This window comes from Photorhabdus asymbiotica (assembly GCF_003634575.1).
Lineage (GTDB): Bacteria > Pseudomonadota > Gammaproteobacteria > Enterobacterales > Enterobacteriaceae > Photorhabdus > Photorhabdus asymbiotica.
Genome location: NZ_RBLJ01000002.1, coordinates 980,054 through 993,779 on the forward strand (window position 1 = coordinate 980,054; position 13,726 = coordinate 993,779).

At 45.3% G+C, this 13,726-nt stretch carries 10 protein-coding genes, 5 tRNA genes and 3 rRNA genes; 2 read left to right on the forward strand and 16 right to left on the reverse strand.

Annotation, left to right across the window (positions count from 1 at the left end; genetic code table 11):
- Window positions 1-2 precede the first annotated feature (2 nt).
- Together rplC and rpsJ are read right to left on the reverse strand one after the other, a co-directional pair.
- Complete coding sequence (gene rplC, locus BDD30_RS11405; RefSeq protein WP_015836283.1) at window positions 3-632, reverse strand: 50S ribosomal protein L3; 630 nt, start codon at window positions 630-632, stop codon at window positions 3-5.
- Between the two features lie 32 nt (window positions 633-664).
- Window positions 665-976, reverse strand: a complete 312-nt coding sequence (rpsJ, locus tag BDD30_RS11410) for a 30S ribosomal protein S10 (protein WP_001181005.1) — start codon at window positions 974-976, stop codon at window positions 665-667.
- A 331-nt stretch (window positions 977-1,307) separates the two neighbouring features.
- Here rpsJ and BDD30_RS11415 point away from each other — a divergent pair, with 331 nt between their 5' ends.
- A complete protein-coding gene (locus BDD30_RS11415; protein ID WP_041382581.1) occupies window positions 1,308-2,192 on the forward strand; it encodes an IS982 family transposase in 885 nt (294 codons plus the stop codon).
- A gap of 81 nt (window positions 2,193-2,273) precedes the next feature.
- On the opposite strand, the gene bfr is transcribed toward BDD30_RS11415, so the two are convergent.
- The 8 genes from bfr to BDD30_RS11455 all read right to left on the reverse strand — a co-directional run bounded on the left by bfr (window position 2,274) and on the right by BDD30_RS11455 (window position 6,451).
- A complete protein-coding gene (gene bfr, locus BDD30_RS11420) occupies window positions 2,274-2,750 on the reverse strand; it encodes a bacterioferritin (protein WP_015836285.1) in 477 nt (158 codons plus the stop codon).
- A gap of 77 nt (window positions 2,751-2,827) precedes the next feature.
- Window positions 2,828-3,022: a bacterioferritin-associated ferredoxin gene (gene bfd / locus BDD30_RS11425; RefSeq protein WP_071823803.1), complete on the reverse strand. Its 195-nt coding sequence runs from the start codon at window positions 3,020-3,022 to the stop codon at window positions 2,828-2,830.
- A gap of 508 nt (window positions 3,023-3,530) precedes the next feature.
- Window positions 3,531-4,715, reverse strand: a complete 1,185-nt coding sequence (gene tuf, locus BDD30_RS11430; RefSeq protein WP_015836288.1) for an elongation factor Tu — start codon at window positions 4,713-4,715, stop codon at window positions 3,531-3,533.
- 108 nt (window positions 4,716-4,823) lie between these two features.
- Window positions 4,824-4,899: transfer RNA gene (locus tag BDD30_RS11435), tRNA-Thr, on the reverse strand.
- A 6-nt stretch (window positions 4,900-4,905) separates the two neighbouring features.
- Window positions 4,906-4,980: transfer RNA gene (locus BDD30_RS11440), tRNA-Gly, on the reverse strand.
- A gap of 105 nt (window positions 4,981-5,085) precedes the next feature.
- Window positions 5,086-5,170 (reverse strand) — tRNA-Tyr (locus tag BDD30_RS11445).
- Between the two features lie 16 nt (window positions 5,171-5,186).
- Window positions 5,187-5,262: transfer RNA gene (locus BDD30_RS11450), tRNA-Thr, on the reverse strand.
- 157 nt (window positions 5,263-5,419) lie between these two features.
- A complete protein-coding gene (locus BDD30_RS11455; protein ID WP_041382583.1) occupies window positions 5,420-6,451 on the reverse strand; it encodes an IS630 family transposase in 1,032 nt (343 codons plus the stop codon).
- Window positions 6,452-6,782: 331 nt separating this feature from the next.
- Between BDD30_RS11455 and coaA the strand changes: the two genes are divergently transcribed.
- Window positions 6,783-7,733 carry a type I pantothenate kinase gene (gene coaA / locus BDD30_RS11460; RefSeq protein WP_015836290.1) on the forward strand — a complete coding sequence of 317 codons (951 nt, stop codon included), beginning with the start codon at window positions 6,783-6,785 and terminating at the stop codon, window positions 7,731-7,733.
- Between the two features lie 43 nt (window positions 7,734-7,776).
- Here the strand turns inward: coaA and birA are convergent, their stop codons facing one another.
- From birA to BDD30_RS11490, 6 genes are all read right to left on the reverse strand, one after another.
- On the reverse strand, window positions 7,777-8,736 hold the full coding sequence (gene birA / locus BDD30_RS11465) for a bifunctional biotin--[acetyl-CoA-carboxylase] ligase/biotin operon repressor BirA (protein WP_015836291.1): 960 nt from the start codon (window positions 8,734-8,736) through the stop codon (window positions 7,777-7,779).
- On the reverse strand, window positions 8,733-9,758 hold the full coding sequence (gene murB / locus BDD30_RS11470) for a UDP-N-acetylmuramate dehydrogenase (protein WP_015836292.1): 1,026 nt from the start codon (window positions 9,756-9,758) through the stop codon (window positions 8,733-8,735). The genes birA and murB overlap by 4 nt, the downstream gene beginning before the upstream one ends.
- 137 nt (window positions 9,759-9,895) lie before the next feature.
- Window positions 9,896-10,011 (reverse strand): 5S ribosomal RNA (gene rrf, locus BDD30_RS11475).
- A gap of 23 nt (window positions 10,012-10,034) precedes the next feature.
- Window positions 10,035-10,110, reverse strand: a tRNA-Thr gene (locus BDD30_RS11480).
- A 184-nt stretch (window positions 10,111-10,294) separates the two neighbouring features.
- Window positions 10,295-10,410 (reverse strand): 5S ribosomal RNA (gene rrf, locus BDD30_RS11485).
- 135 nt (window positions 10,411-10,545) lie between these two features.
- Window positions 10,546-13,567 (reverse strand): 23S ribosomal RNA (locus BDD30_RS11490).
- Window positions 13,568-13,726: the final 159 nt, after the last annotated feature.

The window sequence follows — 13,726 nt, forward strand, 5'->3', positions numbered from 1 at the left end:
CGTTACGCCTTGACAGCCGGTTTTACAATCAGGTTGCTACCAGTTGCACCTGGAACAGCACCTTTGACCAGCAGCAGGTTGCGCTCAGCGTCAACACGTACTACATCCAGACTTTGAACGGTTACACGTTCATTACCCAGTTGGCCTGCCATTTTCTTGCCTTTAAATACCTTGCCCGGCGTTTGGTTCTGACCAATAGAACCAGGGACACGGTGAGACAAAGAGTTACCGTGGCTAGCATCTTGGGTACGGAAGTTCCAGCGCTTAACAGTGCCAGCAAAACCTTTACCTTTAGATGTACCAGTAACGTCGACTTTCTTAACGTCAGCAAAAATCTCAACGCTAATGCTTTGACCTACAGCATATTCTTCGCCTTCAGATAGACGGAATTCACGTAGGATACGGCCAGCTTCAACACCAGCTTTAGCAAAATGTCCCGCTTCAGGTTTGTTTACACGGCTAGCTTTTTTACTACCAGTAGTAACCTGAATTGCGCGATAACCATCATTATTCAAGTCCTTAACCTGAGTAACGCGGTTATTTTCAATTTCGATAACAGTTACAGGGATTGAAACGCCATCTTCAGTGAAGATGCGAGTCATACCCACTTTTTTACCGACTAAACCAATCATTGTTTCAACCTCTCAATCGTTCAATGACCTGATTAACCCAGGCTGATCTGCACGTCTACACCGGCAGCCAGATCCAGACGCATCAGAGCATCAACGGTTTTCTCAGTTGGCTCAACGATGTCAACCAGACGCTTATGAGTGCGAATTTCGTACTGATCACGCGCATCTTTATTAACATGCGGAGAAATCAGAACGGTAAAACGCTCTTTACGAGTCGGCAGCGGGATCGGACCACGAACCTGCGCACCAGTACGCTTAGCGGTCTCGACAATTTCCGCAGTTGATTGATCGATCAAACGATGATCAAATGCTTTCAGGCGGATACGGATTCTTTGGTTCTGCATGAGACCAGAGCTCCAACTATTTTATAAACGTAAATAATTACTCCTCATCCCCATTTCGATTGATGGGAGAGTGTAATCGTTCAATGTATAACCCCCATATCGGGAGTATTTTAAATGGTAGTAAACGAAGCCACTACACATTCACTGATTGACAAACCAGACCTACAGAATAAATAGGTCTATGTATTATACGCAAATCAATTAGCAAAGCAAGATACAGATGAGAATTTGTGCTGATAAACCTGAACTCTGGATAAAAAAATGGAACTAAGTGCCTGTTCCAAGATCAAAATTTCCGACCAAGAAAAAAGTGATCTTATCAGGAACAGGCATGGATAAATTAGTTGAACTCTTCTGCGATGTCGATGATTTTTGCCGTGTATTCATTCCACTCTGGGAACAACAGTATATTGAGGAAGGTCATCGTCAGCGCAAACGTCATGGCCGTATGAGTGCCAGCGAGATTATGACCATTGTGATTGCTTTTCATATGTCACATTATCGCGATTTCAAAAATTTTTACTTTGGATTAGTCCGACGATACCATCAACAAGACTTTCCCACCCTGCTCAGCTATACCCGGTTCTTAGGCGTCGTTTCCTCAGTTTTAGGACCGCTTTGTAGCTATTTGACGCAGGTGAAAGGGAAACCCACGGGGCTCGCTTTTGTCGATTCCACAAGTATTCGTGTTTGTCATAACATTCGTATCCCTCGCCATAAGGTGTTTGACGGCATAGCGAAACGAGGAAAAGGGTCAATGGGATGGTTTTTCGGTTTTAAGCTGCATCTGATAGTCAATCATCAAGGAGAAATTGTGTCAGCCAAACTCACTCCGGGTAATGTCGATGATCGGGAGCCTGTCCGTGAGTTAGCAACGGGATTAACAGGAACGCTTTACGGCGACAAGGGATATATCAGTCAGACTCTGTTTGATGATTTAAACGCGACAGGGGTGACATTGATAACGGATACGCGCAGTAACATGAAGGCCAAAGCGCTCTCAGTGTGGGATAAGGTGATGTTATCAAAGCGTTTCATCATAGAAACCATCCATGATCAGTTAAAGAATATTTCTCAGATAGAGCACTCACGACACCGTAGTCTACAGGGATTCATGTTGAATGTGTTAGGAGGGCTAATCGCTTATTGTTTCAAAGAGAACAAGCCGTCACTGAATATCTCCCACTCAGAAATGGACATATTAGTGACGGCTTAACCAGAACTCAGGTTGATAAGGAAATTAAAATGCAGACAAACAAAAAATGCCCCAACTGCATAAATAGGGCATTAATCGCGACTATTCTCCTTCAAGAATTTGTGCTTGGGTATAATTTTGAATTCCCATTCGTTCAATTAATTCAAGTTGGGTTTCTAACCAATCAATGTGCCCTTCTTCTGCATCTAAGATATCTATCATCAAATCACGGCTGACATAGTCATGAATTGAATCAGCATAAGCAATCGCTTCTCTCAAATCGTGAGCTCCTTGCAATTCGAGATGCAAATCAGATGTGAGCATTTCTTCAATATCTTCTCCGATGTTAAGTTTCCCCAGATCTTGCAAATTAGGAACTCCTTCAAGAAAAAGAATACGTTCAATGTACCTATCGGCGTGCTTCATCTCATCGATAGATTCATGATATTCCTTCTCATTCAGGCGGGTTAGCCCCCAATTTTTGAACATCCGAGCATGCAGGAAATACTGATTAATTGCGACAAGCTCGTTTCCAAGAAGTTTATTTAAATAAGCAATGATTTTTTTATCACCTTTCATAGTATACCTCTCCGCTTCCAGTACTTAAAGTGTAGTACTTCTTCAGCAGAGTAGTAGTAAACTTGTCTTATTTTTTATCAAGCAACTTTATCTATCTTAGGCAATTGGGCGATTTCCTCATTAATTAGCTCTCTGACTCGACGTATGCATTTCCCACAATCACGGCCTAAAGGGACAATACATTTTAGCTCTCTGATAGAGTGAATGTGATGCTGACGCACCGCATTACGTATTGTTTTATCACTCACCGCATTACATAGACATACATACATAAATAGCACTCTTTGGTACATATTATAGTCCATAGTAAATAATAATGAGTATTATTTCAATAATCGTTTGTATTTAATTATTCGTTCCAATTTCTTCGATTGCACCTCATTCCTATATCAGAATTTTATAATAAAAACAAACAGATATAGACATCAAATATCACTTACTTGCATTTAATTTAAAAGAAAGAGCGCAACTTACCTGAGTCTGACCCATGCGAGAAAACTGTATACTATCTCTGGCGTGTGCTCGATGACAGATGATGTATCTACTATAAATGGAACTAACAGAACGGATGAATAAGATAGCTGCTGCCAGCACAAGAAGGCATTTGACTACACCAAAAGATAGTTTAGAGGGCAATGTAGAAATCTACAACCAAGGAAAAATTATATAAAGCCTTAAATATCAAACACCTGATATAGTATATCAGGTGTCTATCTTCGATAGCTCTAGAACAAGCCAAGCCAGTATATGAACCTACTCTAGAATCATAATTATTAGCAATTAAGCAACAACTTTAGCAACAACACCAGCACCCACTGTACGGCCACCTTCACGGATAGCGAAACGCAGACCTTGATCCATTGCGATTGGCGCAATCAGGGTCACTTTCATCTGAATGTTATCACCTGGCATTACCATTTCTACGCCTTCTGGCAGTTCAATGGTTCCTGTCACGTCAGTTGTACGGAAGTAGAACTGTGGACGGTAGCCTTTGAAGAATGGCGTATGACGGCCACCTTCATCTTTGCTCAGAATATAAACTTCTGATTCAAATGTGGTGTGTGGCTTGATTGAACCGGGTTTTGCCAGTACCTGGCCACGTTCGATTTCGTCACGTTTTGTACCTCGCAGCAGAACACCAACGTTCTCACCTGCACGACCTTCGTCCAGCAGTTTGCGGAACATTTCTACACCCGTACAAGTGGTCTTCGCCGTATCTTTGATACCCACGATCTCAACTTCTTCACCCACTTTAACGATACCGCGCTCCACACGACCGGTCACCACGGTACCACGGCCTGAGATAGAGAATACGTCTTCGATTGGCAGCAGGAATGGCTGGTCAACTGCACGCTCTGGTTCTGGGATGTAGCTGTCCAGCGCTTCGGCCAGCTCAAGGATTTTATCTTCCCACTCTGCCTCACCTTCCAGTGCTTTCAGCGCAGAACCACGGATAACTGGGGTATCATCGCCTGGGAAATCGTACTGAGACAGCAGCTCACGCACTTCCATCTCAACCAGTTCCAGCAGCTCTTCGTCGTCTACCATGTCACATTTGTTCAGGAATACGATGATGTAAGGAACGCCTACCTGACGACCTAACAGGATGTGCTCACGAGTCTGTGGCATTGGACCATCAGTCGCCGCAACTACCAGGATCGCGCCGTCCATCTGAGCCGCACCGGTGATCATATTTTTTACATAGTCAGCGTGGCCTGGGCAGTCAACGTGTGCATAGTGACGGCTTGGGGTATCGTATTCTACGTGAGAAGTAGAAATGGTGATACCACGCGCTTTTTCTTCTGGTGCGTTATCGATCTGGTCGAATGCACGAGCGTTACCACCGTATTTTTTTGCCAATACAGTAGTAATTGCAGCAGTCAGGGTAGTTTTACCATGGTCAACGTGGCCGATAGTACCAACGTTAACGTGCGGTTTTGTACGTTCAAACTTTTCTTTAGACATTAGATTGTCCCTCTAAGACACGGAATCGGCGGTTTCACCACATCAACCAGCAATTGCTTGTTGAATCGCTTACAGGAAGAAAACCAGGAGGCAAGGACATTAAAGAGGTGGTGCTGATAGGCAGATTCGAACTGCCGACCTCACCCTTACCAAGGGTGTGCTCTACCAACTGAGCTATATCAGCACATCTTGGAGCGGGCAGCGGGAATCGAACCCGCATCATCAGCTTGGAAGGCTGAGGTAATAGCCATTATACGATGCCCGCATTGAACTCGGCTACCTGACTTCAATCAGCTGTACATTGTATCTCAATGTGCTTTGCTTTGAGCAATCAAATCGAGCATAACACTCAAGATTAAATCCGATTGTTTGGTGGTGGGGGAAGGATTCGAACCTTCGAAGTCTGTGACGGCAGATTTACAGTCTGCTCCCTTTGGCCGCTCGGGAACCCCACCTTATCCAAATTTTTAATGGTGCCGGCACCAAGAGTCGAACTCGGGACCTACTGATTACAAGTCAGTTGCTCTACCAACTGAGCTATGCCGGCATCAAGTGCTGCGCATTCTAGGCAGTGTGAGCGCTCTATGCAACAAAAAAATTGCTTTTGCTGATCATTCGATTATAAAACGTCCGCCCTTGCCTGGCTTGCTGATTTTTTCAATAATTTCAGCTCAAATAATCAACGAAAAATTATCTATACCCGCTTAACTTGAAGATGCAGGATTCAGAACCTGGAAGTTGTCATTAATACGGCACGACAGGTTCCCGGCAAGTTCCGGTAATATTTCCGTAAAAAAGTGATGTATCGCCTGCCTGAACAAAGCCGCCGAGGCGAAGTAACGATTATTTCTGACTTGTTCATTCATCACTTTCCACAGCCTTTCTATCGGGTTCAGATTCGGGCTGTAGGGCGGTAAGTAATGAAGCTCGATATTCATCACATAAGCCCAGTCTTTCACCAACTCACTCTGGTGATAACCGGCTCCGTCAAGGATAATATGAACTTTCTGACTGACCGGATAGGTTTCACGCAGGGCAATGAAAAATTCGGCGATGTGATAACTGTCGATACAGTCATACTCGCGTACTACCGTTTTACTGATATCGGCCAGATTAAGGGCCCCCATCAGGTTCAGACGGGGACGGCTTCCCGTGGTTTTCACCGCGGTTTTCTGGCCTTTACGCATCCAGCCATAAGCCAGTTTCGTCCCCTGCGTGGGATGGACGCCATCAATGAACAGGATGGGCTCATGGTCTCCGGCTTCCTGCTTGAGTTTCCCGTAGGTTTCTATAAAGGCCCGCTGCTGTTCCGCGTTGAACTTGTGTGGCACGCCGGTCGGCTTTTTATAACTGAATCCCTTGTGATGCAGCCATTTATTCATGCCGGGAACGGTGTAACGGATATCCCACGCTTCTTTGACAAGGCGGATAACCGCCTGTGTGGTGGGCAGAAGATTTGCGGTCAGATAAGCGATAAGTTCCTGCGTCTGTGTTTCGCTGAGGTGGCTCTGAGAGCCGCCATTTTCGGGCTTCAGTTTGCGGTGATTAAGGTAATCGCTGATATGACGATTAACGGTCGTTTCATGCAGGCGCAGGGCCTGAGCGATCATGACAGAACTCCAGCCCTCAGAGGCCAGAAGAACCGCTTTGATGCGATCATACTCCCTCTTATCATGGCAGATGTGATGGAGGTGTTCAAGTTCGGCTTTTTGTTCATCGGTAATGAATATTTTCATGACGGATACCCTGAACCTCATTTGGGCGAAAATCAAGCAGTTTCAATGAGCACGGGTATATAACTATATGACTTGATCACAATATTCTATAGAACTTGATAAATCACTTCATTCTCTTCAGTTAAATTTCCATCATTATGAAAGAAAAATCCAAGCTAACATTCAGTAAAACAACTTAATTTTTTTACGATTCTGCATTTCTTATCAAAAAAAACCGCTAAAAATATAAAAAAGTCTACGCCTGTTGCCCTTCAATCGATATGATGCAATTTATTTTTTGTCGGGTACAGATTGCTTATTACAACCTGTCCGAACAGGCAGATGTTAGTTTATGAATAAAAAAGAACCTTTTTTGGCTACTCCATATTTGCAATTCAATCGTAAACAATGGGCTACCTTGCGTGATTCAGTTCCACTAACATTAACGAAAGAAGAATTAATTGATTTAAAAGGGATTAATGAAGAAATTTCTTTAGAAGAAGTTATTGAAATTTATCTTCCTTTATCTCGTTTACTCAATTTTTATATCAGTTCAAATTTACGACGCCAAGCCGTACTTGAACAATTTTTGGGTACTGATGGACAAAAAGTCCCTTATATCATAGGTATTGCTGGCAGTGTTGCCGTTGGTAAAAGCACTACTGCACGCCTATTGCAAGCGCTGCTAAGTCGTTGGCCTGAACACAGAAGCGTAGAACTAATCACTACAGATGGTTTCCTGCATTCTAACAACGTACTGAATGAACGTGGATTGATGAAAAAGAAAGGGTTCCCGCAATCATATGATATGCACAGCCTAGTGAAATTTGTGTCTGATATTAAATCAGGTTCTAAACAGATATCTGCACCCGTTTATTCTCATCTTATCTATGACATCGTACCAAATGAAAAAAAAACCATTGAACAACCAGATATTTTGATTTTAGAAGGTTTGAATGTATTACAAAGTGGTATGGATTACCCTCATGATCCACATCATGTATTTGTCTCCGACTTTGTCGACTTTTCCATCTATGTCGATGCACCAGAAAAATTACTTAAGAGCTGGTATATCAGTCGGTTCCTGAAATTCCGTCAGGGTGCTTTTTCAGATCCAGATTCTTATTTCCACAGTTACTCTAAGTTATCAGAGGAAGAAGCTATAAATACCGCATCTGACATCTGGCAAGAAATTAATGGATTAAACTTACAACAAAACATTTTACCAACCCGAGAACGAGCAAGTCTAATCATGACGAAAGGCACTAATCACACTATTGAAAGCGTAAGACTGCGTAAATAATAGGTGATTTTAAAGCCGGAAGATATCTCTCTTCCGGTTATTACTAACAACCTCTCAAAGAAATCTCACCGCCAATATATGGAGTGATAGCACCATCTTGATCAAGTAACAAAGCTCCTTGCTGGTTAATACCTTTAGCTATACCATACACTTCCTGATTGCCAATAATCAATTTCACCGGTCTATCCATAAAATTATCTAACTCGAACCACCGAGAAACAAATGAAGACAGACCTTCATTTTCAAACTGAATCAAAGCCTTTCTTAACTCAAGGACTATCTCCACTACCAGCTTATTACGATCAACTTCAATCCCTGCCTGCTGCAAGTTAATCCATTGTTGATTAATAGATTCTTTATCCTTATGATCCATAGCAATATTTATACCAGCACCAATCACAACCTGGGCAGCATCACCGGTTTTTCCCATCAATTCGACTAAGATCCCTGCTAATTTCTTATCATCAAGATATAAATCATTTGGCCATTTTACTTTAATTCTATCAGCACCTAATCGGTGTAATACTTCAGCAATAATAATACCAACAACTAGACTCAATCCGATTGCAGCAGCAGGCCCTTGCTCAAGACGCCAGTACATAGATAAGTAAAGATTCTTTCCAAAAGGCGAAACCCATTTTCGACCACGTCGACCTCTACCAGCATATTGATATTCAGCAACACAAGCATCTCCTGATTTCAGTTCAGATAAACGCTCAAGTAGGTACTGATTAGTCGAATCAATAACTGGCAAAACTGCGATACGGCCCTCAGGTAAATATTGTAAAATAGTATATTCATCAAGTAACTGCACAGGAGCTAGAAAACTATAACCTTTACCAGGTACTGTTTCCAGCTTAATTCCCCATTCACGAATAGCCTGTATATGCTTATTAATTCCAGCCCGGCTCATCCCTAAGTTTTGCCCCAGTTGCTGCCCTGAATGAACTTCGCCATCAGACAAAATTTTAATCAATTGCAATGGTACAGTTATATCTTTCATGAAATACATTCCACAGCATCAATTTCGCCTTTAGTTCCAATAAAGCGAACTTCAGGTTCAAGTAATACACCAAACTTTCTTATCACTTGTTGTCGAATATAGGTAGCCAATGCGATTACATCTTTACCTGTAGCATTTTCTTGATTTATTAATACCAAAGCTTGCTTAAAGTGCACAGCTGCCCCACCAATACGATAGCCTTTCAAATTACACTGTTCAATAAGCCAACCTGCTGCTAATTTAAACGTTCCATCAATATGAGAATATTGAGGGCTATCAGGATAGTTTTCTTTAATTGTGGCTGCAATTTCTGCACTAACGATTGGATTCTTAAAAAAACTACCTGCATTTCCCGCTATTGCAGGATTAGGTAGTTTACTAGTACGCATTGCACACACTAAACTGAAGATCTGATGAGGAGTTACACTACCTTTCGATAACTTAGTTAAATCTCCATAGTTCAATATCGGTTGCCAATTCTTTTTTAACAATAGCCCCACAGAGGTAACAGAATAGTTCTCTCTATATTTATGCTTGAAAACACTATCCCGATATCCAAACTGGCATTCATCAGCACTAAGGCGCATTCTTTCTCCATTTTCCAGATTAAGAATATCTACGTATTCACATACATCTCTAAATTCAATACCATACGCCCCAATATTTTGAATTGGTGCCGCACCAGCACAACCTGGAATTAAGGCCAAATTTTCTAACCCATAAATCCGATTTTCAAGAGAATAGCAAACTAAATCGTGCCAATTTTCTCCTGCTCCTACATGTAAACGCCATGAATTATCAGTTTCCTGACATTGAATCCCCATGATTCTATTCAGGATCACAGTTCCTTCAAAATCCTCAGTAAATAAGACATTACTACCTCCACCAAGCAACAATACAGGTTGTTTTTGTTTTTTAGCTTCTTGCCATAAAGCCAATAAAGATTCGGTAGATTCAGCTATATCTAAATGTTTAGCGTGGGCTGATAACCCAAAAGCATTAAACTTTTTAAGGGAAAGCATTTACTTAATACTCAACAAAAATTTAATAAGTAGTTTATCAGCCTATAGGCGTAGAAAACAGTTGGAAAGTTAAGTTAGTTTTTTCGCTAAATGCAAAAAGGCCATCCAACAGGATGGCCTTTTCATCTTCAAATAAAGTCTGGCAGTTCCCTACTCTCGCATGGGGAGGCCCCACACTACCATCGGCGCTACGGCGTTTCACTGCTGAGTTCGGCATGGGGTCAGGTGGGACCACCGCGCTATCGCCGCCAGACGAATTCTTTATACATTTCATAATGGTGCTGATACCCAGATTCGAACTGGGGACCTCACCCTTACCAAGGGTGTGCTCTACCAACTGAGCCATATCAGCAAGAGTGTTTCACGGTCACTATCGATGTAAGACCCTGAAATATAGCTGGCAGTTCACGAACAACTTGTGTTCGCCCTTCGGAACATCGCGCTTGCGATATCCAACCCTGTTCCTAACGGGGTTGTCCTACTCTCTACTTTTACACCCTGTCTCATCATCACACACGGCATAACGCTTTATTCAAGCCTGGCAGTGTCCTACTCTCGCATGGGGAGACCCCACACTACCATCGGCGCTACGGCGTTTCACTGCTGAGTTCGGCATGGGGTCAGGTGGGACCACCGCGCTATCGCCGCCAGGCGTATTCTGTTTTACTCCGACCGTTGCGACGCTCTCTCCCGCAACCACCGGAACCAATCTCTGAACAAGCTGAAATTCATCTCTCTTCTGACAGCTGTCCACTGTCTTCTGACACCAAAACACCTTCGGCGTTGTAAGGTTAAGCCGCTCGGTTCATTAGTACTGGTCAGCTCAATGCATCGCTGCACTTACACACCCAGCCTATCCACGTCTTCGTCTTAAACGTTCCTTCCGTGACTCAAGTCAAGGGAAGACTCATCTCAAGGCAAGTTTCCCGCTTAGATGCTTTCAGCGGTTATCTCTCCCGCACTTAGCTACCGGGCTATGCCATTGGCATGACAACCCGTACACCAGCGGTGCGTCCACTCCGGTCCTCTCGTACTAGGAGCAGCCCCTTTCAATCTTCCTACGCCCACGGCAGATAGGGACCGAACTGTCTCACGACGTTCTAAACCCAGCTCGCGTACCACTTTAAATGGCGAACAGCCATACCCTTGGGACCCACTTCAGCCCCAGGATGTGATGAGCCGACATCGAGGTGCCAAACACCGCCGTCGATATGAACTCTTGGGCGGTATCAGCCTGTTATCCCCGGAGTACCTTTTATCCGTTGAGCGATGGCCCTTCCATTCAGAACCACCGGATCACTAAGACCTACTTTCGTACCTGCTCGAGCCGTCACTCTCGCAGTCAAGCCAGCTTATGCCTTTGCACTAACCTCACGATGTCCGACCGTGATTAGCCAACCTTCGTGCTCCTCCGTTACTCTTTGGGAGGAGACCGCCCCAGTCAAACTACCCACCAGACACTGTCCTCAGCCCGGTTCACGGGCCCAAGTGAGAACATCGAACATTCAAGGGTGGTATTTCAAGGTCGGCTCCATGCAGACTGGCGTCCACACTTCCTAGCCTCCCACCTATCCTACACATCAAGGCTCCATGTTCAGTGTCAAGCTATAGTAAAGGTTCACGGGGTCTTTCCGTCTTGCCGCGGGAACACTGCATCTTCACAGCGAGTTCAATTTCACTGAGTCTCGGGTGGAGACAGCCTGGCCATCATTACGCCATTCGTGCAGGTCGGAACTTACCCGACAAGGAATTTCGCTACCTTAGGACCGTTATAGTTACGGCCGCCGTTTACTGGGGCTTCGATCAAGAGCGTCGCCTTGCGGCTAACCCCATCAATTAACCTTCCAGCACCGGGCAGGCGTCACACCGTATACGTCCACTTTCGTGTTTGCACAGTGCTGTGTTTTTAATAAACAGTTGCAGCCAGCTGGTCTCTGCGACTGGCTTCAGCTCCAGAGGTCAACTCCTTCACCTAATGCCAGCGTGCCTTCTCCCGAAGTTACGGCACCATTTTGCCTAGTTCCTTCACCCGAGTTCTCTCAAGCGCCTGAGTATTCTCTACCTGACCACCTGTGTCGGTTTGGGGTACGATTCAATATGACCTGATGCTTAGAGGCTTTTCCTGGAAGCCGGGCATCAACCACTTCACCGCCGTAGCGGCTCGTCATCACGCCTCAGTGTTCACAGAAGAGCGGATTTGCCTGCTCCTCCCACCTACCCGCTTAAACCGGGACAACCGTCGCCCGGATGGCCTAGCCTTCTCCGTCCCCCCTTCGCAGTCACATTCAGTACAGGAATATTAACCTGTTTCCCATCAGCTACGCTTTTCAGCCTCACCTTAGGGGTCGACTCACCCTGCCCCGATTAACGTTGGACAGGAACCCTTGGTCTTCCGGCGAGCGGGTTTTTCACCCGCTTTATCGTTACTTATGTCAGCATTCGCACTTCTGATACCTCCAGCAGGCCTCACGGCGCCACCTTCCACGGCTTACAGAACGCTCCCCTACCCAGCGACACTTACGTGTCGCTGCCGCAGCTTCGGTGCATGGTTTAGCCCCGTTACATCTTCCGCGCAGGCCGACTCGACCAGTGAGCTATTACGCTTTCTTTCAATGATGGCTGCTTCTAAGCCAACATCCTGGCTGTCTGGGCCTTCCCACATCGTTTCCCACTTAACCATGACTTTGGGACCTTAGCTGGCGGTCTGGGTTGTTTCCCTCTTCACGACGGACGTTAGCACCCGCCGTGTGTCTCCCGTGATACCATTCTTCGGTATTCGCAGTTTGCATCGGGTTGGTAAGCCGGGATGGCCCCCTAGCCGAAACAGTGCTCTACCCCCGAAGATGAACTCACGAGGCGCTACCTAAATAGCTTTCGGGGAGAACCAGCTATCTCCCGGTTTGATTGGCCTTTCACCCCCAGCCACAAGTCATCCGCTAATTTTTCAACATTAGTCGGTTCGGTCCTCCAGTTAGTGTTACCCAACCTTCAACCTGCCCATGGCTAGCTCACCGGGTTTCGGGTCTATACCCTGCAACTCATTTCGCCCAGTTAAGACTCGGTTTCCCTGCGGCTCCCCTATCCGGTTAACCTTGCTACAGAATATAAGTCGCTGACCCATTATACAAAAGGTACGCAGTCACCCCACCCCAAAACGCTCCACTGCTTGATTGTTGTGTTGGGCGTCGCTACCGCTCCGCCAACCGCGCATCAGTGATGCCGTTACGCATTTTGTGCACCACACAAAGCGAAACGCTTTGGTGGTGGGGCTCCCACTGCTTGTACGTACACGGTTTCAGGGTCTCTTTCACTCCCCTCACCGGGGTTCTTTTCGCCTTTCCCTCACGGTACTGGTTCACTATCGGTCAGTCAGGAGTATTTAGCCTTGGAGGATGGTCCCCCCATATTCAGACAGGCTTTCTCGTGTCCCGCCTTACTCGTCGAACTCACAGCCACCCCCACTTCAAGTACGGGGCTATCACCCGCTATCGCCGGCCTTTCCAGACCGTTCCTCTGAGACGGTGGCTGATGCTGGTTCTGGGCTCCTCCCCGTTCGCTCGCCGCTACTGGGGGAATCTCGGTTGATTTCTTTTCCTCGGGGTACTGAGATGTTTCAGTTCCCCCGGTTCGCCTCATTAACCTATGGATTCAGTTAATGATAGTGCACCGCAGTGCACTGGGTTTCCCCATTCGGACATCGCCGGCTTATCACGCTTCATATCAGCTCACCGACGCTTTTCGCAGATTAGCACGTCCTTCATCGCCTCTGACTGCCTAGGCATCCACCGTGTACGCTTATTCGCTTAACCTCACAACCCGAAACTGTCTCGGATTGTGCAGCTTGAGAGACTCGTCAATAATACCTCGGTGATATTATCAACAGTTTCAATTTTTCAGCTTGTTCCAGATTGTTAAAGAGCAAAATAATTCGCAGCATACTGTCACCAATATACTCTGAACTAGTTTCA